Annotated in this window: 21 protein-coding genes and 1 riboswitch; of the genes, 10 read left to right on the top strand and 11 right to left on the bottom strand. The window is 60.7% G+C overall.

Annotated elements, in window-relative coordinates; genetic code table 11:
• Positions 1-28: 28 nt before the first annotated feature.
• Positions 29-862 carry an EamA family transporter gene (locus APH41_RS26100; protein WP_054899037.1) on the bottom strand — a complete coding sequence of 278 codons (834 nt, stop codon included), beginning with the start codon at positions 860-862 and terminating at the stop codon, positions 29-31.
• A 103-nt stretch (positions 863-965) separates the two neighbouring features.
• Between APH41_RS26100 and APH41_RS26095 the strand changes: the two genes are divergently transcribed.
• Complete coding sequence (locus tag APH41_RS26095; protein ID WP_034128913.1) at positions 966-2,225, top strand: sodium:proton antiporter; 1,260 nt, start codon at positions 966-968, stop codon at positions 2,223-2,225.
• Here the strand turns inward: APH41_RS26095 and APH41_RS26090 are convergent.
• Both APH41_RS26090 and APH41_RS26085 read right to left on the bottom strand, forming a co-directional pair.
• A complete protein-coding gene (locus APH41_RS26090; protein WP_034128914.1) occupies positions 2,219-3,106 on the bottom strand; it encodes a formate/nitrite transporter family protein in 888 nt (295 codons plus the stop codon). The two genes, APH41_RS26095 and APH41_RS26090, sit on opposite strands and share 7 nt — an antisense overlap.
• A gap of 76 nt (positions 3,107-3,182) precedes the next feature.
• Positions 3,183-3,587 (bottom strand): acyl-CoA thioesterase, encoded by a 405-nt coding sequence (locus APH41_RS26085; RefSeq protein WP_034128915.1) that lies wholly within the window; start codon positions 3,585-3,587, stop codon positions 3,183-3,185.
• Between the two features lie 198 nt (positions 3,588-3,785).
• A riboswitch (S-adenosyl-L-homocysteine riboswitch) is annotated at positions 3,786-3,892 on the top strand.
• 21 nt (positions 3,893-3,913) lie between these two features.
• On the opposite strand from APH41_RS26085, the gene ahcY reads away from it, so the two are divergent.
• The 5 genes from ahcY (at position 3,914) to APH41_RS26060 (ending at position 10,482) form a co-directional block, all read left to right on the top strand.
• Positions 3,914-5,323 carry an adenosylhomocysteinase gene (ahcY, locus tag APH41_RS26080; protein WP_034128916.1) on the top strand — a complete coding sequence of 470 codons (1,410 nt, stop codon included), beginning with the start codon at positions 3,914-3,916 and terminating at the stop codon, positions 5,321-5,323.
• Between the two features lie 178 nt (positions 5,324-5,501).
• Positions 5,502-6,347 carry a methylenetetrahydrofolate reductase [NAD(P)H] gene (gene metF, locus APH41_RS26075; RefSeq protein WP_034129073.1) on the top strand — a complete coding sequence of 282 codons (846 nt, stop codon included), beginning with the start codon at positions 5,502-5,504 and terminating at the stop codon, positions 6,345-6,347.
• Positions 6,348-6,426: 79 nt separating this feature from the next.
• Entirely contained in the window at positions 6,427-7,509 is a 1,083-nt protein-coding gene (locus tag APH41_RS26070) for a hypothetical protein (protein ID WP_054922347.1), read from the top strand.
• A 63-nt stretch (positions 7,510-7,572) separates the two neighbouring features.
• On the top strand, positions 7,573-8,376 hold the full coding sequence (locus tag APH41_RS26065) for an ABC transporter substrate-binding protein (protein WP_034128918.1): 804 nt from the start codon (positions 7,573-7,575) through the stop codon (positions 8,374-8,376).
• A 222-nt stretch (positions 8,377-8,598) separates the two neighbouring features.
• Positions 8,599-10,482, top strand: a complete 1,884-nt coding sequence (locus tag APH41_RS26060) for a DEAD/DEAH box helicase (RefSeq protein ID WP_054922345.1) — start codon at positions 8,599-8,601, stop codon at positions 10,480-10,482.
• Between the two features lie 142 nt (positions 10,483-10,624).
• Here APH41_RS26060 and APH41_RS26055 read toward each other — a convergent pair whose 3' ends face one another.
• On the bottom strand, positions 10,625-11,224 hold the full coding sequence (locus tag APH41_RS26055) for a YceI family protein (RefSeq protein WP_014720298.1): 600 nt from the start codon (positions 11,222-11,224) through the stop codon (positions 10,625-10,627).
• Between the two features lie 32 nt (positions 11,225-11,256).
• Positions 11,257-11,808, bottom strand: coding sequence for a cytochrome b (locus tag APH41_RS26050; protein ID WP_014720299.1), 552 nt, complete (start codon positions 11,806-11,808; stop codon positions 11,257-11,259).
• A gap of 272 nt (positions 11,809-12,080) precedes the next feature.
• Between APH41_RS26050 and APH41_RS26045 the strand changes: the two genes are divergently transcribed.
• On the top strand, positions 12,081-13,487 hold the full coding sequence (locus tag APH41_RS26045) for an adenosylmethionine--8-amino-7-oxononanoate transaminase (protein WP_034128920.1): 1,407 nt from the start codon (positions 12,081-12,083) through the stop codon (positions 13,485-13,487).
• A 137-nt stretch (positions 13,488-13,624) separates the two neighbouring features.
• Entirely contained in the window at positions 13,625-14,344 is a 720-nt protein-coding gene (locus APH41_RS26040) for a 16S rRNA (uracil(1498)-N(3))-methyltransferase (protein WP_054897560.1), read from the top strand.
• Between the two features lie 74 nt (positions 14,345-14,418).
• Here APH41_RS26040 and APH41_RS26035 read toward each other — a convergent pair whose 3' ends face one another.
• The 3 genes from APH41_RS26035 to APH41_RS26025 are packed head-to-tail and all read right to left on the bottom strand — an operon-like array spanning position 14,419 to position 16,949.
• Positions 14,419-15,321, bottom strand: a complete 903-nt coding sequence (locus APH41_RS26035; protein ID WP_054897561.1) for a transporter substrate-binding domain-containing protein — start codon at positions 15,319-15,321, stop codon at positions 14,419-14,421.
• 25 nt (positions 15,322-15,346) lie between these two features.
• The gene (locus APH41_RS26030) at positions 15,347-15,697 is read right to left on the bottom strand and encodes a RidA family protein (RefSeq protein WP_034128923.1); all 351 of its coding nucleotides are present in this window, start codon (positions 15,695-15,697) and stop codon (positions 15,347-15,349) included.
• Positions 15,698-15,707: 10 nt separating this feature from the next.
• Entirely contained in the window at positions 15,708-16,949 is a 1,242-nt protein-coding gene (locus APH41_RS26025; RefSeq protein WP_054922343.1) for a D-amino acid dehydrogenase, read from the bottom strand.
• A gap of 107 nt (positions 16,950-17,056) precedes the next feature.
• Between APH41_RS26025 and APH41_RS26020 the strand changes: the two genes are divergently transcribed.
• Entirely contained in the window at positions 17,057-17,959 is a 903-nt protein-coding gene (locus APH41_RS26020) for a LysR family transcriptional regulator (RefSeq protein ID WP_054897594.1), read from the top strand.
• A gap of 31 nt (positions 17,960-17,990) precedes the next feature.
• Here the strand turns inward: APH41_RS26020 and APH41_RS26015 are convergent, their stop codons facing one another.
• On the bottom strand, positions 17,991-18,608 hold the full coding sequence (locus APH41_RS26015; RefSeq protein ID WP_003195019.1) for a hemolysin III family protein: 618 nt from the start codon (positions 18,606-18,608) through the stop codon (positions 17,991-17,993).
• Between the two features lie 145 nt (positions 18,609-18,753).
• On the opposite strand from APH41_RS26015, the gene APH41_RS26010 reads away from it, so the two are divergent.
• On the top strand, positions 18,754-19,668 hold the full coding sequence (locus APH41_RS26010; RefSeq protein ID WP_014720307.1) for a LysR substrate-binding domain-containing protein: 915 nt from the start codon (positions 18,754-18,756) through the stop codon (positions 19,666-19,668).
• Positions 19,669-19,792: 124 nt separating this feature from the next.
• On the opposite strand, the gene madM is transcribed toward APH41_RS26010, so the two are convergent.
• Positions 19,793-20,557, bottom strand: coding sequence for a malonate transporter subunit MadM (madM, locus tag APH41_RS26005; protein WP_032897715.1), 765 nt, complete (start codon positions 20,555-20,557; stop codon positions 19,793-19,795).
• A gap of 5 nt (positions 20,558-20,562) precedes the next feature.
• Positions 20,563-20,906 (bottom strand): malonate transporter subunit MadL (locus APH41_RS26000; protein WP_054922341.1); only part of this gene is annotated, 344 nt, incomplete at its 5' end.

The following is a 20,906-nucleotide window of genomic DNA, read 5'->3' as shown; positions in this document are numbered from 1 at the left end:
ACCGATTCCTTTTAGTTTTATCCGACGGTTAGAGTTTCATCACCAACATGCCAATCAACACCAACCCACAGGCTATGAGCCGTGGACGGCCAAAAGGTTCTTTCAAGTAACGCATGCCGAACAGCACCACCAGAATCACACTGACTTCGCGCAGCGCGGCGGCTTCGGCAATCGAGCCCAACTGCATGGCCCAAAGTACCAAAGCGTAGCTCAACAACACGCACAGCCCCACGCTCAAGCCCAACCGCCACTGGGTGCGCCAGAACAGGCTGAAGGCCGCACGCTTGCGCACCAGCGCCAGCAACGGAAACGGCCAGGCGCTGATCAGCGTCAGCCACACCAGGTAATCCAGCGGATGCGACCAGCGCCGCAGCGCCTGCCCGTCCAGAAAGGTGTAGCAGCCGATGCACAGACCAATCAATACCACCACCGGTAGCATCGACCAGGGCAACCGGTCACCGCCGCCGCCCTGCCACAGCAGGCACACCATGCCAAACGGAATCAGCAGAATCCCCAGAATCTGCTGGGTATTCAATACTTCGCCGGCAAACACCAGGGTCAGCACCAGCACCACCAGCGGCGACAAACCGCGCATCAACGGATACACCAGGCCCAGGTCACCCACCCGATAGGCCTGGATCAACAAATAGCGATAGAGCAACTCAAACAACGCAGAAGCAATGATCCACGGCCAGATGTCCAGCGGCGGCCAGGACACGAAGCCCACCGCGAATACCACGAACAGCAGCGCCACACTGTCCATGCAGGCAATGACTAAAAGGCGCTCGCCGCTGAACTTGATCAAGGTGTTCCACGTCGCATGCAACAGCGCCGCTACCAGCACCAGGGCTGTCGCTACCACCAGAACCTCCTTAATTGATACGTCATGTAACAGCACCTGTTTATACTAACTACCGATTCGACGCACCCCGTGCGCCTATATTTCCCTGCTCCAAGGACCCCGGATGCTTGAACTTGTCGCCGCCTTCATCTGCCTCACCACCCTGCTCACTTATGTGAACTTCCGCTTTATCGGCCTGCCGCCCACCATTGGCGTGATGGTCACCGCACTGTTGTTCTCGCTGATCCTGCAAGGCCTGAGCGTGCTCGGCTACCCAGGCCTGGAAGAACGTATCCAGCAGTTGATCGGCCAGATCGACTTCGGCGATTTGCTGATGAACTGGATGCTGTCGTTCCTGCTGTTCGCCGGCGCCTTGCACGTCAACTTGAACGACTTGCGCAGCTACCGCTGGCCCATCGGCCTGCTGGCAACCTTTGGCGTATTGATCGCCACCGTGGTCATCGGCAGCCTGGCGTACTACATCTTCGCCCTGTTTGGCTGGCACGTGAGTTTCCTTTACTGCCTGCTGTTCGGTGCCCTGATATCCCCTACCGATCCCATTGCGGTGCTCGGCGTGCTACGGACCGCCAATGCCTCCAAACCGCTGAAAACCACCATCGTCGGCGAATCGCTGTTCAATGACGGCACCGCCGTGGTGGTGTTTACCGTGCTGCTGGGTATCGCGCAGTTGGGTGAGACGCCCACCGTGAGCGCCACGGCCATGCTGTTTGCCCACGAAGCCATTGGCGGCGTGCTGTTTGGCGGGCTGATCGGCTATCTCGTGTACCTGATGATCAAGAGCATCGAACAGCACCAGATCGAAGTCATGCTGACCCTCGCCCTGGTGATCGGCGGCTCGGCCATGGCCTCGGAGCTGCATGTGTCCGCACCGATTGCGATGGTGGTCGCGGGGCTGATCATCGGCAACCTGGGGCGCAAACTGGCGATGAACGACATGACGCGTCGCTACCTGGATGGTTTCTGGGAACTGCTCGATGACATGCTCAATGCCTTGCTGTTTGCGCTGATCGGCATGGAGCTGCTGCTATTGCCATTCAACTGGCTGCACGTGTTCGCGGCCAGCCTGCTGGCAGTGGCGATCCTGCTCTCGCGCCTGCTGACCGTGGCCCCGGCGATCCTGTTGCTGCGCCGTTGGCGCACGGTACCGCGCGGCACTATCCGTATCCTTACCTGGGGTGGCTTGCGCGGCGGGGTTTCGGTGGCACTGGCCTTGGCCCTGCCTCTGGGCCCGGAGCGTGACTTGTTGCTGAGCATCACCTACATCGTGGTGCTGTCTTCGATCCTGTTGCAGGGGTTGAGCATCGGCAAGCTGGTCAAGCACGTGACCCGGGACGAACCCCAGGCCACGCCTGAGCATCACTGATCCTTGTTGATCTGCTGCGGATGCCTCGGGTCCGCAGCCTTTTTACCTGGCAGGCTGCTTTCGCTGCGAACCTGCGCATGGCTGATCAACGCGAAGATGAAACTGCCGCCGATGATGTTGCCGGCCAGGGTCGGCCCGGCGAAGACCAGCCAGAAATCCTTCCATGGCAACTCGCCGGCAAATACCAGGTAGGACACTTCGGCTGAACCGACGACGATATGGGTGAAGTCACCCAGAGCCATGAAGTAGGTGATCAGAATGATGATCCACAGCTTGGCACTCTCCATCGACGGGATCATCCAGACCATGGTGGCGATCATCCAACCGGAGACGATGCCCTTGGCGAACATCTGCGCGGGGTCGTTCTCCATGACCTTGCGCCCGATCTCGAGGAAGGCCAGGTCGGTCTTGGTATCGAAGATCGGCAGGTGCAGCATCACGTATGCCACCAGCAAGGTGCCACACAGGTTGCCCACCAGCACCACTGACCACAGCCGCAACAGACGCCCGGCATTCGCCAGGGTTGGCTTGCTCATCACCGGTAGCACGGCGGTCAGGGTGTTTTCGGTAAACAGTTGCTGGCGTGCCAGGATCACCGCGAGGAAGCCCGCGCAGTAGCCGAAGCTGGCAATTACCTTGAAGGCTTCGCCCTCAGGCAGGCGTGAATTGAGCAGCCCCATGGCCATCAGTGACAAACCCATGGTCAGCCCGGCGGCCAATGCCGACCACCACAACGCGGCGACACTGCGCTCCAGCTCCTGGTCGCCCTGGGTACGAATGATTTCGTGCAATACCGCTGCGCGGGGCGGCTGGTTCTTGTCGACGTCCTGCTGCTCTTCCTGGGACAGGTTGGGGGTCTTGCCGTCTTCTTGCGTAGCCATGGTGATACCTGAACGGGGGGCGATGTTCAGGTACGACCTATGGTTGATGAAGAGCGTTCACTGGTCCTGCGCGGGATTACTCGCTGAGGCCGTCTTCCTGGAACTGATCCTTGACGTACTTGATCTCTGTACGGCCGTGAGGCGCGGGCAAACCGTCTTCGCCAAGGTTGACGAAGACCATTTTTTCTACCGTCAGGATGCTTTTGCGCGTGATCTTGTTACGCACTTCACAGGTCAGGGTAATAGAGGTACGACCAAACTCGGTGGCCGTGATCCCCAGCTCGATGATGTCGCCCTGGCGCGAGGCGCTGACAAAGTTGATTTCCGAGATGTACTTGGTGACCACGCGCTGGTTGCCGAGCTGGACAATGGCGTAGATGGCCGCTTCTTCGTCGATCCAGCGCAACAGGCTGCCGCCGAACAGTGTGCCGTTGGGGTTGAGGTCTTCGGGTTTTACCCATTTGCGGGTGTGGAAGTTCATGGTCACTCCAAAGCGTCTTGCCAAATGATAGGCAACATCATGGCAGAGCAAGGACCCAAGCTCTATGAACCATTAGCTATCAAGCCCATGAACGATCTTCATGCCGCCGACAGAAAGGCTTGGGAAGTGCCGCTTACACGGCTATAATCGCCTCCGCTTCAAAACGGTCATCTTCGATTGATACCGTTCTCCCGCCACCTGTCCGAGGGGCGCTGCAGCAGGTTCAACCTGTCAGGCTCGGATGGGGCGTTGTCCGGCCTGGTTGCCCTGGCCTGATACTAAACGCACAACGGCGCCCATTCGCACACTACGAATGGAGGCTCTCTATGAGCGCTGTAATGACGCCTGCAGATTTCAACGACTACAAAGTCGCCGACATGTCCCTTGCTGCCTGGGGCCGTCGCGAAACCTTTATCGCCGAATCCGAAATGCCAGCCCTGATGGGCCTGCGCCGCAAGTACGCCGCTGAGCAGCCGCTCAAGGGCGCCAAGATTCTCGGCTGCATCCACATGACCATCCAGACTGCCGTGCTGATCGAAACCCTGGTTGCTCTGGGTGCCGAAGTGCGTTGGTCGTCCTGCAATATCTTCTCGACTCAAGACCAGGCCGCTGCCGCTATCGCTGCTGCCGGTATCCCGGTATTCGCCTGGAAAGGCGAGACCGAAGAAGAGTACGAGTGGTGCCTGGAGCAAACCATCCTCAAAGATGGCGCGCCTTGGGATGCCAACATGATCCTTGACGACGGCGGCGACCTCACCGAGTTGCTGCACAAGAAATACCCGCAGATCCTCGACCGCGTCCACGGCGTGACCGAAGAGACCACCACCGGCGTACACCGCCTGCTGGACATGCTGGCCAAGGGCGAGCTGAAAATCCCGGCCATCAACGTCAACGACTCGGTGACCAAGAGCAAGAACGACAACAAGTACGGCTGCCGTCACAGCCTGAACGATGCGATCAAGCGCGGCACCGACCACCTGCTGTCGGGCAAGCAAGCCCTGGTGATCGGCTACGGTGACGTGGGCAAGGGCTCGTCCCAGTCCCTGCGTCAGGAAGGCATGATCGTCAAGGTCTCCGAAGTCGACCCGATCTGCGCCATGCAAGCCTGCATGGACGGTTTCGAAGTGGTTTCGCCGTTCATCAACGGCCAGAACGACGGCACCGAAGCCAGCATCGACAAAGCCCTGCTGGGCAAGATCGACCTGATCGTCACCACCACCGGTAACGTGAATGTGTGCGATGCGAACATGCTCAAGGCCCTGAAGAAGCGCGCCGTTGTCTGCAACATCGGTCACTTCGACAATGAGATCGACACCGCTTTCATGCGCAAGAACTGGGCATGGGAAGAAGTGAAGCCGCAGGTACACAAGGTTCACCGTACCGGCGCTGGTGATTTCGACCCACAGAACGATGACTACCTGATCCTGCTGGCCGAAGGCCGCCTGGTGAACCTGGGCAACGCCACTGGTCATCCAAGCCGCATCATGGATGGCTCGTTCGCCAACCAGGTGCTGGCGCAGATCTTCCTGTTCGAACAGAAGTACGCCGACCTGTCGCCAGCCCAGAAAGCCGAGCGCCTGACTGTGGAAGTACTGCCGAAGAAACTCGACGAAGAAGTGGCCCTGGAAATGGTCCGCGGCTTCGGCGGCGTGGTGACTCAACTGACCAAGACCCAGGCCGACTACATCGGCGTGACGGTTGAAGGCCCGTTCAAGCCGCACGCTTACCGCTACTGATCGGCCTTGCTGGCGCCGGCTCTTCTGTGGGAGCCGGGCTTGCCCGCGATGCAGACGCCTCGGTGTTCCAGTAACACCGAGCGGATGCTATCGCAGGCAAGCCAGCTCCCACAGAAAGCCAGGCACCCGCATCGATTGTGTATGCCTTCCAGGCTTTCGAGTTTCCAAGGGTATGACCATGTCCCAAGACCGTCGCTACAGCTTCGAGTTCTTCCCGACCAAGACCGATGCTGGGCATGAAAAACTGATGGCAACTGCCAAGCAGTTGGCCAGCTTCAGCCCTGACTTCTTCTCCTGCACCTACGGCGCTGGCGGTTCGACCCGTGATCGCACGATCAACACCGTGTTGCAGCTTGAAAGTGAAGTCAAAGTTCCCGCCGCTCCGCATTTGTCCTGCGTGGGCGACAGCAAGGCCGACCTGCGTAGCCTGCTGACCCAATACAAAGCCGCCGGCATCAAGCGCATCGTTGCCCTGCGTGGCGACCTGCCATCGGGTATGGGCATGGCCAGCGGTGAGCTGCGCTACGCCAACGATCTGGTGAGCTTCATCCGCGAAGAAAGTGGCGATCACTTCCATGTCGAAGTAGCCGCTTACCCGGAGATGCACCCCCAGGCGCGCAATTTCGAAGACGATTTGCAGAACTTCGTGCGCAAGGCCAATGCCGGCGCCGATAGTGCGATCACCCAGTATTTCTTCAACGCCGACAGCTACTTCTACTTCGTCGAGCGTGTACGGGCGATGGGCGTGAACATCCCGATCGTGCCGGGCATCATGCCGATCACCAATTACAGCAAGCTGGCGCGCTTCTCCGACGCCTGCGGTGCCGAGATCCCGCGCTGGGTGCGCAAGCAACTGGAAGCCTATGGCGATGACGTCAAAAGCATCCAGGCGTTCGGCGAGCAGGTCATCACCGAGATGTGTGAGCAATTGTTGCAAGGTGGTGCACCAGGGTTGCATTTCTATACCCTGAACCAGGCTGAACCCAGCCTTGCCATCTGGAACAACCTCAAGCTGCCACGTTAACGCTTGACCGGTTGTACCAAGGCCCTCGTTCTGACGAGGGCCTTTGTCGTTTTACGTTACCCACGGAACCCCGCAGTCCATGAATACAGTGCCCTCGACGTCCCGCCCGCAACTGGTCTACCTGGTCTTCGGCGCCGACACCTACCATCAGGAAGCCGTATTCAGCATCGCCAGCGCACTGGCATTCCTGCAGGACACGCCGGACGCGAACATCGACATTCAGGTATTCAGCGACAACCCCGAACCCTATCGCTTGCTGCCGGTGCGCGTCCGCCCGCTGGACGAGGCCACCCGCAAACGCTGGAGCGAGCCCCACGGCTATCACTTTCGTACCAAACACGTGGTGCTGCGCCAGGTGCTGCAAGAATCCCCGGTAGCACTGCTCATCGACACCGACACCTTCTTCCATCATTCGCCCATGGCCCTGTTCGAACGCGTACAGCCCGGCACCCTGCTGTGCAACGCTTTCTACACCAAGTACGGCGACAATCACGAAAGCATCCTCTACACCGCCTTGCGCCAGCGCCTGCTGGACATGGGCGTGGCCGACGATGACATGATGACCCTCAACTCCGGCGTCATGGGCCTGACCCAACAGGATGCGCACATCCTCGACCGCTCCATCGAATTGATGGATGAACTGTTCCCCCACGCCCAGGGCGCCTACACCCTGGAAGAGTTCTGCCTGTCCATCGCCGCCTACCGTACCCTCAAGGTGCGCGAGTGCCCGGACCTGATCCACCATTACTGGAGCCGCAAACAGCTGTTCCGGGCCAAGGTCAAGGCGTGGATCGCCAAGCACGCCAGCGCGCCCACCAGTGTGCAAGCCCTGGCCGATACGCGCCAAGTCTCCTCGCACCTGCCGCGCCCGCCGCGTTTGCAGCGTTTGATGTACAAGCTGATCACCCTGCTGCTGCCCAAGCATCAGCAACAGTTCATCCGCGAGATTCTCTACGGCTGCTACGAACACGAAAACGAGTTCGACCAGGCGTGCGGCCCGGTTTGGTGGGACAAGGCCCGACAAAACCAGGAAGAACGCCAGAAGCGCCCGATTGATGCCCACCAGTTGGAACACTGGTTCGCCAACCCCGTGGTGCGTTTGATTCTGGGTGAGCGCCGGGCCGCGATCCACGAACACCTGCTGAACGCTCCCGCGAAGTAAGACCGCCCGCCAATGCGCGTGCCAGAGCTTCTCTTTCTTCGGGGAGCGTCGTAACCTCAGGGTATGCCCGTCCTCTTCAAGCTGTTGACCGCTGTGCTGTTTTCTTGCCTGAGCCTGGCCGCTCATGGCGAGAAACTGCGCATTGTCACCGAACCCTGGGCGCCCTATGTCTACGAAGACAACGGCACCATGGCCGGCCTGGATTATGAAACCACCCTGATCGTGTTCCAGCGCCTGGGGGTGGAGGTGCAATGGCAGTTCCTGCCCTGGAAGCGCTGCTTGGCGATGCTCGAGCAGGGCCACGCCGACGGCGCGCTGGATATCTTTCACAGCCAGGAGCGCGACGCGTTGCTGCTCTATCCCAGCGAGCCGTTGTCGGAAGTCGAATTTGTCTTGTTCTATGCCAACGAACGCCCTCACCCCGCCGCCACGCTCGACGACCTGCGCGGCCTGACCGTTGGCGTTTCCCCTGGCTACCTTTATGGCGACGCGTTCAGTAAGTCCAACACCTTCCAGCGCGAACCCGCCCCCAGCCATGAAGCCAACTTTGGCAAACTCATGCTGGGGCGCGTCGATATGGTGGTGACTGACCGGCGCGTGGGGCACCACGTGCTCAAGGCCCTGGGCCTGGAAGGTAAAGTCAGCCAGGCATCGGTGGTGGTCAGCCGCCAGCAGCAATTTCTTGCGGTACGCCGTGGCGCAGGCATGGACCTGCTGGTGCAACGCTTTGCCGCCGAGCTCAAGCGCTTCAAGCAAGAGCCCGCCTATGCCACATTGAGCGCCAAATATGGCCGGATGCACGAGCAAACGGCACCCATACCAGCCCCCGAACACGCCGTTGAGCAGCAGGAAAGCAGCGCGCAGTGATTGCTCTGTTATACTGCGGCCTTTCCGCCAGGCTTACGCCCGGCCGCTCGGGTCTTGAAAACGGCACCCAACCCAGCTACTGCGCAGCTTTGCAGCCCGCGCGAGCCGGTGGAGTGCCCGCCAGACGCAGCAGGACCGGACGGGGTTGCGCTCCCCTAAGCGCCATTCACGCCCGGCAAGATTATCCCTTTGGGCCAAGCCCTAACTAAAACAGGATTACTCATGTCCTTTGCTTCCCTCGGTCTCTCCGAGGCTTTAGTCCGCGCCATCGAGGCAGCGGGCTATACCGAGCCTACTCCGGTGCAACAGCGGGCCATTCCCGCCGTGTTGCAAGGTCGCGACCTGATGGTCGCGGCTCAGACAGGTACTGGTAAAACCGGCGGTTTCGCCCTCCCGATCCTGGAGCGGTTGTTTCCCAACGGTCACCCGGACAAATCCCAACGTCACGGCCCGCGCCAACCGCGTGTACTGGTCCTGACCCCAACCCGCGAACTCGCCGCTCAGGTGCACGACAGCTTCAAGCTGTATGCCCGCGACTTGAAGTTCGTCAGCGCCTGCATCTTCGGCGGCGTCGGCATGAACCCTCAGGTTCAGGCCATGTCCCGTGGCGTCGATGTACTGGTGGCCTGCCCGGGTCGCTTGCTCGACCTGTGCGGCCAAGGCAGCGTCGATTTGTCCCACGTGGAAATCCTCGTGCTGGACGAAGCCGACCGCATGCTCGACATGGGCTTTGTCCATGACGTGAAAAAGGTCCTCGCCCGCCTGCCGGCCAAACGTCAGAACCTGCTGTTCTCGGCAACGTTCTCCAACGACATCACCGCCCTGGCCGGCAAGCTGCTGCACAACCCGGAGCGCATCGAAGTCACGCCGCCCAACACCACGGTCGAGCGTATCGAGCAACGCGTGTTCCGCCTTGCCGCCAGCCACAAGCGCTCGCTGCTGGCGCACCTGATCACCCAGGGTGCCTGGGAACAGGTGCTGGTGTTCACCCGCACCAAGCACGGCGCCAACCGCCTGGCCGAGTACCTGGACAAGCACGGCCTCACCGCCGTCGCCATCCACGGCAACAAGAGCCAGAACGCGCGCACCAAAGCCCTGGCCGACTTCAAGGCCGGCAGCGTGCGTATCCTGGTGGCCACCGATATCGCCGCACGCGGCCTGGATATCGACCAGTTACCACACGTGGTCAACTTCGAGCTGCCAAACGTCGATGAAGACTATGTGCACCGTATCGGCCGTACGGGCCGTGCCGGTCGTTCGGGCGAGGCCATTTCGCTGGTCGCGCCGGACGAAGAAAAACTGCTGAAAAGCATCGAGCGCATGACCAAGCAGAAAATCGCCGATGGCGACCTGATGGGCTTCGATGCCAGCGCCGTGGAGGCCGAGAAGCCAGAAGCGCGCGAGCGTCCGGATGTGCGCAACCCGCGCAACCCACGTGGTCCGAAGGGCGATGGCCCGAACGGCGGCGGTGGTGGCGGTGGTCGTCGCGACAAAGGCAAGGACAAGGGCAAGGAAAAAACCGCGAGCAGCAGCCGTGGCGAACGCCCGGCCCGTGAGCAGAAGCCCCGTGAAGGCACCCCGGCCCGCGAACAGCGCCAGCCGAGCCAGCCACCACGCGCCGCGGCCGACCGCGCCCCGGACGAGTTCCTTGACGACGATATCGATAACTTCGGTAACCGCGTCGACTACGTGCCCCAGGCCAAACCGGCCCAGGGCCGTGGCCGTCGCCCAGGGGCTCCTGCCCAGGGCGCAGGCGCTCCACGTAGCGGCCAGCCACAGGGCGGTCGCCAGAACGCCCCGCGCAACAGCAGCGGCGGCACCACCGGTACCCCGCCTGCCAAGCGCAGCGGCCCGCGCAATGGCGCACCGCGTGACGGCCAGGCCCGTCGCGAAGATTCACGCAGCAACAACCGCCGCCCTGCCCGTGACGATCAGCCTCGCTCGTCCGAGCCTGCAGTACAAAACCCACGGGGTGGCCCGGCGCCGAAGATCATCCACAAGGAGTCGAAAGCGGATCGCTTCCCGACACCTGAGCAGTTGGATCAACTGCCAGGCCGCCCTCGTGGTGAGAAACCAGCGCTGCTGACTCGCAACCGCGAAGCATAAAAAAAACCCGTATCGTGAGATACGGGTTTTTTTTGCCTGTAGGAGCTAGCTCGCGAAGGTCGTCAACGATAACGCGGGCATCCTGGTTTAACGCGGTGTCCTTGCGGCCTTCGCGAGCAAGCTCGCTCCTACATACGAAGCATTACTTCGCTTTCACACCTTCAAACGTGATGTACAACTGCACGTTGTCAGACTGTGGACCTACGTCCATGCCGTCCTTGTTGAATTCCTTGCGGCTGATGTTGGTGGTGCCTTCGAAGCCGGCACGGTAGCCGCCCCATGGATCCTTGCCTTCGCCCAGGAACGTGGCTTTGACCAGGATCGGCTTGGTCACGCCGTGGAAGGTCAGGTCCCCGGTCACATCAGCAGTCAGCTTGCCATCAGCATTTTTGCCAGTTGGCTTGACGCTGGTGGAAACGAACTTGGCATCAGGGAATTTGCCCGACTCCAGGAAGTCCTTGCTGTTGACGTGCTTGTCGCGCTCGGCGTGGTTGGAGAACACGCTGGCAGTACGCACGTTGACTTCAATCTTGGCGTCTTCGGGCTTGGCGGCGTCAAAGCTGAACTTGCCATCCAGGTCCTTGAAGGTACCGGTGATGTAGCTGTAACCCAGGTGGCTGATTTTGAAATCGACGAAGGCGTGCTGGCCTTCCTTGTCGATCACGTAGTCAGCGGCCATCGCCGAACCTGCGGACAGCAGGGCAGAACCGATTGCCAGCGCAGCGAGTGTTTTTTTCAACATGCTTTCTATTCCTTGTGAGTCGAGGTTGAACATCAGGCTTTGCGTCCCAGCATTCGCGCAAGGGTCGCATCACGATCGATAAAATGGTGTTTCAGTGCCGCCACGCCGTGCAAGCCAGCGAAGACCACCAACACCCAGGCGAGGTACAGGTGCACCCAACCGGCGGTATCTGCCTGGTCCGGTAGACCGGAAACCACGGCAGGAATTTCAAACAGGCCAAACACCGGGATACCGACACCGTCTGCGGTGGAAATCAGGTAACCGGCAATCATCACGGCAAACAGCCCAACATAAAGAAATGCGTGCCCAAATGCGGCACCGATCCGCGTCATGCGGCTATAGCTGGCCAGCGGCGGAGGCGGCGGACTGACCAGGCGCCAGACGATCCGTACCAGCATGATGGCGAACAGCGTGATGCCAATGCTCTTGTGCAAGTCGGGCGCATCTTTGCGCCAGGCGCTGTAGTAATCGAGTCCGACCATCCACAAGCCCAAGGCAAATAAACCGAACACCACCAGGGCTACACCCCAGTGCAGAACCATGCTGACCCAACCATAGCGGGCCGGCGAATTACGTAGCTGCATGTACTTAATCCCGTAAGAACTGTGCCCAAGACTAGCGCTTTACCTATCGAATTAAAGCGGAAAATTTTGCTTTGAAATATCGAAAAATACGATAACGAGGCTAGGCATCATAAATTAACAAGGGATTAAGACTATCCCTGGGAAACGTGACAGACCGTCCTGCATTTACCGCGAATTTCCCCACAATGGCTTGTGACCCAAGCCACCATTGCATAGGCTTGCGCGATTGTTTCGCCTGCGCCCGCCGCAGGACCGCTTCGAGGAGATCACCGATGGGCTTGAATAACCAGTGGATGCAACGCGACCTCGCGGTGCTGTGGCATCCCTGCACCCAGATGAAAGACCACCAGCAATTGCCCCTGGTGCCCATCAAGCGCGGTGAAGGCGTATGGCTGGAAGACTTCGAAGGCAAGCGCTACCTCGATGCCGTCAGTTCCTGGTGGGTCAACGTATTCGGCCACGCCAACCCGCGGATCAACCAGCGTATCAAGGATCAGGTCGATCAGCTGGAGCACGTGATCCTCGCCGGTTTCAGCCATCAACCGGTGATCGAGCTGTCCGAACGCCTGGTCGCGATGACGCCCGAAGGGCTGACCCGCTGCTTCTACGCCGATAACGGTTCGTCCTGCATCGAAGTGGCGCTGAAGATGAGCTTCCACTACTGGCTCAACCGCGGCCAGCCGAACAAAAAGCGCTTCGTCACCCTCACCAACAGCTACCACGGCGAAACCATCGCCGCGATGTCGGTGGGCGACGTGCCGCTGTTTACCGAGACCTACAAGGCGTTGCTGCTCGACACTATCAAGGTGCCGAGCCCGGACTGCTACCTGCGCCCCGAAGGCATGAGCTGGGAAGAACACTCGCGCAACATGTTCCTGGCGATGGAGCAGACCCTGGCCGAGCATCACGACACCGTCGCTGCCGTGATCGTCGAGCCGCTGATCCAGGGTGCCGGTGGCATGCGCATGTACCACCCCGTGTACCTCAAGCTGCTGCGCGAAGCCTGCGACCGCTATGGCGTGCACTTGATCCACGACGAGATCGCCGTGGGCTTTGGCCGCACCGGCAGCATGTTCGCCTGTGAACAGGCCGGCATCCGCCCGGACTTCCTGTGCCTGTCCAAGGCGCTCACCGGCGGTTACCTGCCACTGGCCGCCGTGGTCACCACCGAAGAGGTCTACAGCGCCTTCTACGACGACTACCCGACCCTGCGTGCCTTCCTGCACTCCCACAGCTACACAGGCAACCCGCTGGCCTGTGCGGCAGCGTTGGCGACGCTGGATATCTTTGAAGAAGACAACGTCATCGAAAACAACAAGGCCCTGGCCCAGCGCATGGCGACCGCCACCGCGCACTTGGTCGACCATCCTCACGTGTCCGAAGTGCGCCAGACCGGCATGGTGCTGGCCATCGAGATGGTGCAGGACAAAGCCACCAAGGCCGCCTACCCGTGGCAGGAGCGCCGTGGCCTGAAGGTCTTCGAGCACGCGCTGGAGCGCGGGGCGCTGTTGCGGCCACTGGGCAGCGTGGTGTATTTCCTGCCGCCGTATGTGATTACCCCGGAGCAGATCGACTTTCTGGCCGAGGTGGCCAGCGAGGGGATAGATATCGCCACCAACAGCAAGGTCAGTGTGGCGGTGCCCAAAGATTTTCACCCGGGCTTCCGTGATCCGGGTTGATTGCCGAAATCCTTGTAGGAGCGAGCTTGCTCGCGAAGGCATTCCAGGCGCACCGCTGCGTCGGATGTACATTTTTCGCGAGCAAGAACTAGGCGTCCCCCTCGCTCCTACATAAACAACCTCTTCAGAGAACAGACATGAGACTGTCCCGCTTTTTCACCGACACCCCGCTGAGTCTCGGTGACCACGAACTGCCCGAAGCCCAGGCGCATTACATCAGCCGTGTGCTGCGCATGAGTGAAGGCGATGCCGTGCAATTGTTCGACGGCTCCGGCCAGGAGTTTCGTGGCACCTTGCTGGAAGTCGGTAAAAAACGCGTCACCGTGCAACTCACGGATAGCTTTGCCGGCCAGGCCGAATCGCCCCTGCATATTCACCTCGGCCAGGGCCTGTCCCGGGGCGAGCGCATGGATTGGGCGATCCAGAAGGCCACTGAACTGGGCGTCAATGCCATCACACCGATCTTCAGCGAGCGCTGCGAAGTGCGCCTCAAAGACGAACGCGCCGACAAGCGCTTGCTGCACTGGCGCCAGGTGGCAATCAGTGCGTGTGAGCAATGTGGGCGTTCGACGGTGCCGGTGATTCACCCCCCGCTCTTGCTGGCAGACTGGCTCAAGCAAACCGAGGCGGATTTGAAGCTGGTGCTGCACCCGGTGGCAGAACCGATGATCAGCCACGCCAAGCCATCGAGCCTGGCGTTCTTGATCGGCCCCGAGGGTGGGCTCACCGACAATGAAGTCGAGACCGCCCAGGGCGCCGGCTACCACGCCGCTCGCCTCGGCCCGCGGGTGTTGCGTACCGAGACCGCGCCCGTCGTCGCACTCTCCGTCGCCCAACAACTCTGGGGCGACTTCTAACCTCACCCTGTAAACCCAATCAACTGTAGGAGCTGGCTTGCCTGCTCCCACAGTTTTATCGGGTTACCCCAGGCTTACTCCACTGGGTCACTCACCGGCTTGGCGATGATCGCTTTCAACTCGCTGGTCATCGGGAACTCCAGGTTCAAGCCCTTGGGCGGAATCGGCTGCTCGAACCAGCGCTGGTAAATCCCGTTGATCTCTCCCGAGCGGTACAGCTCGCCCAGGGTTTCGTTGACCACCGCGAGAAACTGCGGGTCATCCTTGCGCACCATGCAGCTGTAGATCTCCCGCGACTGCTCCTCGCCGACGACCACCCAGTGATGCGGGTCCTTGGCCTTGGCGCGCTCGCCGTAGAGCAACGCGTCGTCCATATAGAACGCTACGGCCCGGCCAGTCTCGAGCATCTTGAACGCTTCGCCATGGTCCTTGGCGCTGATCACGAACATATTGGCTTTGTGTTCAGCGTTATAACTTTTGAGAAAGCGCTCATTGGTGGTGCCGGCAGTGGTCACCACATTCTTGCCCGCAAGGTCGGCAAAGCCTTTGATCCCACTGTCCTTGGCCGTGAGCAACTGGCCCTTTACATAGATAAACCCGTAGGAGAATGCCACCTGCTTCTGGCGCTCAGCCGTCACGCCGGTGGAGCCGCACTCCAGGTCGACAGTGCCGTTCTGCACCAGCGGGATGCGGGTTTGGGACGTCACCAGGTTGTACTTCACCTTGAGGTCGCCCACTGCGGTTTTCTGCTGAATACGCTCGACAATCCTGTTTGCCAGGTCCACCGAGTAGCCCATCGGTTTACCACTGTTATCCCCCACATAGGAAAACGGCACCGACGCATCGCGGTAGCCAAGGGTGATGGACTTGGCGCTGGCGATCTTGCTCAAAGTGCCCTCCAGTGGCGCTTCGGTTGCATGGGCCTGTGCGCTCAACAAAAGCCCCAGCGCGCAGCCGGTCAACAGGATTGTTTTCATTGTTATTCTCCGTGGGTCTTTGAGGTTATTTACGGACTGCAATCACGCTGATTTCCACCAGCACACTCGGCCGCGCCAGCTCTGCTTGCAAGGTAGTGCGCGTGGGCGCCATGCCTGGCGAGAGCCATGCGGACCAGACTTCATTCATCGGCGTAAAACCGGCAGCGATGTCCTTCAGGTAGATCGTCGCGTTGAGCAAGTGGTCCTTATCGCTGCCCGCCTCGGCCAACAGCGTGTCGATTCTGGCAAGCACTTCCCGGGTCTGGGTAGCCACATCCAGGCCGTCGCCCGGCACCTGGCCCGAAAGGAACACCAGTTCCTTGAACGTCACGGCACCGCTGAGTCGTTCGTTGCTGTTGATTCGGGTAATGGTCACGGCTGCATCCTCAAGCGGCGCGGGGCGTCAGGCCCTGCATATCAATGGAAGGGGTGCGCTGGTCGATCAATTCGGCCAGCAATTGGCCGCTGCCGCAGGCCAGGGTAAAGCCAAGCGCGCCGTGGCCTAGGTTCAGCCACAGGTTGCGATAGCGACTGGCGCCAATCAGCGGCACGCCCGTTGGCGTGGCCGGGCGCATGCCAGCCCATTCGAGCGCGTGTACGTAGTCAGCTGCATGGGGAAATGTCTCTACTGCCTGGCGCTTTATCAACGCCAGGCGCGAAGGCTCAAGGCCGGCATCGAATCCCACAATATCCACCATGGCCGCGACCCGTAGTTGCTCGCCGAGGCGCGCGTAGACGATCTTGCGGTCGTAGTCGGTGATGCTCACATTCGGCGCCTTGTGTTGCGGGCCAATCGGCGCGCTCAAGCTGTAGCCCTTGAGCGGGTATAAGGGCAGTGACAGCCCCGGCAGTGCCAACTCAGCGCTGCGATAACCGGCCGCCAGGACCAGTTGCTCGACTGGCATCACCTCATCACCCAGTTCGATGGCCTGCACCGCACCGCCAGCATGGCGCAGCCCGGTGACCTTGCGCCCGAGCAAGAACCTGCAGCGCCCCGACGCCTCAAGCCGGGCCGCCAATTGCCGGCAAAAAGCGTGACAATCCCCCACTTCCTCGTTCGGCGTGTAGATGCCGCCGACAAAGCCACCGGCCGCCAGTGCGGGCTCCAGGCGAGCGCACTCAACAGACGACAACACCTGTTGCTGCAGGAAATTTGTGACCTTGGCGCGGGCATGTTCGAAGGTGCTGGTACTGCGAAACATCACCAGCTTGCCGTTGCGCCGCCAGTCGAAGCCGCCCAGGCGATCATCCTCGCGCCACTGCTGTAACGTGCCCTGACTCAGGGTAGCCAAGCGCAGAAGATGGGCACCGTTACGCGTGTTGACCGAACCTCGGCAAGCGCCGATAAAGGCCGCCATCCAGCGCCATTGCTGTGGGTCAAGGCGGGGTCGCAACTTCAAGGGCGAGTCGCCCCGCAGCAACCACCCGATTGCCTGCAAGGGCACGCCCGCGTCAGCCAGTGGCGCAACATAGCGATAGGACAGTTGCCCACCGTTGGCAAAACTGGTTTCGCTGCCCAAGGTGCCACGGGCATCGATCAGCGTGACCTCATGGCCAGCCCGCACCAACGCATAAGCGCTGGCCAAGCCGATAACCCCACCGCCGATAATGCAAACCTGCCTGGCCATCCCAGCCCCCAACCGTTGATTAAGAGCGCTCAGCGTAGAGCCAGGTGACAGGTCACCGACAATGAATAAAGATGGCTCACCTATAAACAAAGGTTATGGGACTCGCCATGCGCTTGCGTCATATCGAAATCTTCCAGGCCATCCGTCAGACCGGCTCCATCAGTGCCGCCGCGCAGTTGCTGCACGTCTCGCAACCGGCGGTGACCAAAGTGCTGCAGCACGCCGAGCTGCAGTTGGGCTTTGCGTTATTCCTGCGGGTACGGGGTAAATTGCAACCCACCCCGGAAGCCCTGGCGCTGGAACGCGAAGTCGAGAAAGTCAGCGCAAGCCTGCAAGGCGTGCGGCGCCTGGCGAAAAGTTTGCGCCGCGAACCGGGACAAAGCATTCGCATCGGCGCAATCCCGGCGCTGGCGCTGGCGCTGCTACCGCCGGCGGTCCTGGAATGGAAGCGCGATTACCCGGACATTGCCTGTGAACTGTCCAGTGACCATAGCCACGAGCTGGTGCAAAAGCTGTTGATGCGCGAGATCGACCTGGCGCTGACGCTCAACTTTTCCGGGCATCCGGGGCTTACCACTCAAGTATTGGCCAACGGGGTGTTGGTGGCATTGGCGTCCAAAGGCTATTGGCCCGATGCCGAACGGCATCAGCCCCTGCCGTTGGCCGAACTGGCCGGCGCGCCCTTGATCGGCCTCTCCAGCGCTGACCCGCTGGCCGCCAAGCTGGAGAGTTATCTGGAAAGCGTCGACCCGCCACCACGCGTGACGATCTCGGTGCAGACCTATTCACTGGCCCGCGCGATGGTCGAATCCGGCGCGGGCCTGACCGTGATCGATCCGTTCACAGCATTGGGTGCTTCAACGGCCACCACCCATATCCGAACGCTCACCCCGCCGCTGCCGATTACCCTCTACGCGCTGACCCGTGCCAACGAACCTCCACCGCATATGCTGGCCAAGTTGCTAGAGATTTTCGGTAGCCGCGCCCAGGTGTTACTGGAACGCCTTTAAGTGTGGGAGCCGGGCTTGCCCCCTCCCACAATCAGAGCACGTAATGCATGATCGCCACGAAATGCAGCAGGCTGCCGCCAATCACAAACAAATGCCAGATGCCGTGGGAATGGCGCAAGCGATCCTCCAGGGCAAAAAAAATAATGCCTACGGTGTACAGCACCCCACCAGACGCCAACCAGATAAACCCTGCCGTACCCAACGCCGCCATCAACGGCTTGACCGCTACCAGTACGATCCAGCCCATCACGGCGTAGATCACGATGGACAGAATCCGCGCCTCCGAACGCGGCTTGATCTCCTGCAGGATGCCGATCACCGCCAGCCCCCACACAATCCCGAACAACGTCCAGCCCCACGGCCCGCGCAGGGTCACCAGGCAGAATGGCGTGTAGCTGCCGGCAATCAACAGGTAAATGGAAAAGTGATCGACCTTCTGCATGATCGCTTTTCGCCGGCCTCGCACGCTGTGGTACACCGTCGACGCGCTGTACAGCACCATCAGGGTAAAGCCATAAATCGCCACGCTGACGATCTTCCAGGGGCTGCCGTCAAGGCTCGCCACTACCAACATCCACACGGCGCCAATACAGGCCGCGACTGCACCGAGCAAATGGCTCCAGGCGTTGAATCGTTCCCCGTGGTACATCTGTCACTGACCTCCCGTAACCCTCAAGAACAGGCGGACAAGCGTCCAGCCTTGCGCATCAGAGTGCAAGCGGCACGTGACGTTCCGGCGACGACAGCCGCGTTTACGGGCACAATCGAGTGCAATCGAACAAGAGCCCAAGGCCATGCTGATCGACGAAGAATTCACCCTCAAGAAGCTGGAGATCTTCCTGGCGTTCATGCGCACCGGCAACCTGGCCCGCGCGGCCGCCGAGTTGCAAACCAGCAATGTCAGCGTGCACCGCGCCATTCACTCCCTGGAAAGTGCCCTGCGCTGCCCGCTGTTCAAACACGAGGGTCGCAACCTCACTCCGCTGGAAAGCGCCTACGTGCTCGAAGAGCGTGCGCAGAAACTGGTGGCCGACGTGGTCGACAGCGTGCGCCTGACCCGCGAAGCCGCTGGGTTCTCGGCCGAACGTTTCAAGCTCGGCTCGCTGTATTCGCTGACGGTCAAGACCGTGCCACAGTTGATCATGGGCCTGAAAATCCGGCGCAGCGAACTGAATATCGACCTGATCCTGGGCTCCAACTTCGACCTGCTCTATAAGCTCAAGAACATGGAAGTGGACGCGATTCTCATCTCCCTCGACGAACACGCCCACGACCCCGACTGCGAGCAGATCGCGCTGTTCAGCGATGACATCTTCCTCGCCACCCCGGCCGATTCGCCCCTGGACCGCGATCAGGAAATCGACCTGGCCGACGTGCGCGATGCCACCTTCATCACCCTCACCCAGGGCTTCGCCACGCATCAGGACGGCAACCGGGTGTTCCATCAGGCCGGGTTCGAGCCGAAGGTGGCGATGCAGGTGAACGATATCTTCACCTTGCTGAGCATGGTCAGTTCAGGGGTGGGTTATGCGCTGCTGCCAGGACGTATCGCAGCGGTATATGAGAACCGCGTGAAGCTGATACCGTTGCAGCCCAGGTATCGTTTGCAACAGCAGATCGGTGTGGTGTTCCTGAAAGCCAAGGAGCGCGATCCGAACTTGCTGGCGTTGTTGGCGGAGTGTCGGATGTATGCCAATCGCCAAAGCTGAGGACGATCGCTCCCACGCTCTGCGTGGGAGCGCAGCTTAGGACGCTCCGCGTCCGCTTTTTGACCGTGACGCAGAGCGTCACAAGAGGCGTTCCCACGCGGAGCGTGGGAACGATCATCCCCTATCAGCCCACCAACCCACGCATCAGCAAAAACAACAACGACGGCCCCAACAAACACCCCAGCGCCGTATAGAACGCCGCCGTCAAACACCCATAAGGCACCAGCTTCGGATCAGTCGCCGCCAGGCCGCCCGCCACACCGCTGGAGGTGCCCATCAAGCCACCGAAGATCACCGCGCTGCGTGGGTTGTTCAGCCCGATCAGCGGCGCCACGAACGGCGTCATCACCATCACCAGAATGGCCTTGATCAACCCCGCGGCAATGGACAGCGCCATCACCTCGGAGCTGGCCCCAATCGCCGCGCCGGTCACCGGGCCGACGATATAGGTCACGGCCCCGGCGCCGATGGTGGTGAGGCTCACCGCATCGGTGTACCCGAACGCCATCGCCACCCCTACCCCGGCAACGAACGACGAGCCCACGCCGACAAACAGCGCCAGCACCCCCACGAAGCCGGCGCGTTTGAGCTCATCGACACTCACGCCAAAGGCCGTGGCGACAATGGCAAAGTCGCGCAGCATCGCACCGCCCAGCAGGCCGATGCCCGACAACAGTGGAATATCCACCACGCCCTTGGAACCACCCGTAAACGCACCGCCCACATACGACAGCGCCAACCCCAGCAAAATGGCAATGGCCGAACCATGCAGGCGGCCCTTGGTGAAGGTATCGGAGATCCAATAAGACACCCACATGGTCAGGCCGATCACGGCGAAACCACTGATCAAGCCGTAGCCGGTGATCACTTTCATCATCGATTCGTACATGGCGATCACCCCGCTTCTTTAGTGGGAGCAACCGCAACCGGCTCGCGGTTACCGATACGCACCAGCACGGGCACCAGGGCAAAGCCAAGCACCACGGCGAGGGTCCCGGCCAGAATCGCCATAGGCCCACCACTGATCGCGCCATACACGTTTTGCTGGGCAGCCATCGCCACCACAATCGGGATATAGATCGCAGCCCAGAAACTCACGCCTTGCTCTGACTTGCCGGTAAACAGGCCGCGTTTGCTCAGGTAGCTGCCCAGGCCAATTAACAGCAGCATGGCAATACCCACCCCGCCGACGTTGGCCGGAATACCCAACAGCTTGCCCAGCAGTTCACCCACAAACA

It is taken from the genome of Pseudomonas sp. NBRC 111138, from assembly GCF_001320835.1.
In the GTDB taxonomy this organism is placed as follows: Bacteria; Pseudomonadota; Gammaproteobacteria; order Pseudomonadales; family Pseudomonadaceae; genus Aquipseudomonas; species Aquipseudomonas paracarnis.
The sequence above is the reverse complement of the archived record's forward strand: the minus strand, read 5'-3'. Positions and strand labels throughout refer to the sequence as shown.

What these genes read in the sequence shown, in the direction of transcription:
- APH41_RS26095 (WP_034128913.1), top strand. Translation starts at nt 966, where the DNA reads ATGCTTGAACTTGTCGCCGCCTTCATCTGCCTCACCACCCTGCTCACT.
- APH41_RS26090 (WP_034128914.1), bottom strand. Translation starts at nt 3,106, where the DNA reads ATGGCTACGCAAGAAGACGGCAAGACCCCCAACCTGTCCCAGGAAGAG.
- APH41_RS26085 (WP_034128915.1), bottom strand. Translation starts at nt 3,587, where the DNA reads ATGAACTTCCACACCCGCAAATGGGTAAAACCCGAAGACCTCAACCCC.
- ahcY (WP_034128916.1), top strand. Translation starts at nt 3,914, where the DNA reads ATGAGCGCTGTAATGACGCCTGCAGATTTCAACGACTACAAAGTCGCC.
- metF (WP_034129073.1), top strand. Translation starts at nt 5,502, where the DNA reads ATGTCCCAAGACCGTCGCTACAGCTTCGAGTTCTTCCCGACCAAGACC.
- APH41_RS26070 (WP_054922347.1), top strand. Translation starts at nt 6,427, where the DNA reads ATGAATACAGTGCCCTCGACGTCCCGCCCGCAACTGGTCTACCTGGTC.
- APH41_RS26065 (WP_034128918.1), top strand. Translation starts at nt 7,573, where the DNA reads ATGCCCGTCCTCTTCAAGCTGTTGACCGCTGTGCTGTTTTCTTGCCTG.
- APH41_RS26060 (WP_054922345.1), top strand. Translation starts at nt 8,599, where the DNA reads ATGTCCTTTGCTTCCCTCGGTCTCTCCGAGGCTTTAGTCCGCGCCATC.
- APH41_RS26055 (WP_014720298.1), bottom strand. Translation starts at nt 11,224, where the DNA reads ATGTTGAAAAAAACACTCGCTGCGCTGGCAATCGGTTCTGCCCTGCTG.
- APH41_RS26050 (WP_014720299.1), bottom strand. Translation starts at nt 11,808, where the DNA reads ATGCAGCTACGTAATTCGCCGGCCCGCTATGGTTGGGTCAGCATGGTT.
- APH41_RS26045 (WP_034128920.1), top strand. Translation starts at nt 12,081, where the DNA reads ATGGGCTTGAATAACCAGTGGATGCAACGCGACCTCGCGGTGCTGTGG.
- APH41_RS26040 (WP_054897560.1), top strand. Translation starts at nt 13,625, where the DNA reads ATGAGACTGTCCCGCTTTTTCACCGACACCCCGCTGAGTCTCGGTGAC.
- APH41_RS26035 (WP_054897561.1), bottom strand. Translation starts at nt 15,321, where the DNA reads ATGAAAACAATCCTGTTGACCGGCTGCGCGCTGGGGCTTTTGTTGAGC.
- APH41_RS26025 (WP_054922343.1), bottom strand. Translation starts at nt 16,949, where the DNA reads ATGGCCAGGCAGGTTTGCATTATCGGCGGTGGGGTTATCGGCTTGGCC.
- APH41_RS26020 (WP_054897594.1), top strand. Translation starts at nt 17,057, where the DNA reads ATGCGCTTGCGTCATATCGAAATCTTCCAGGCCATCCGTCAGACCGGC.
- APH41_RS26015 (WP_003195019.1), bottom strand. Translation starts at nt 18,608, where the DNA reads ATGTACCACGGGGAACGATTCAACGCCTGGAGCCATTTGCTCGGTGCA.
- APH41_RS26010 (WP_014720307.1), top strand. Translation starts at nt 18,754, where the DNA reads ATGCTGATCGACGAAGAATTCACCCTCAAGAAGCTGGAGATCTTCCTG.
- madM (WP_032897715.1), bottom strand. Translation starts at nt 20,557, where the DNA reads ATGTACGAATCGATGATGAAAGTGATCACCGGCTACGGCTTGATCAGT.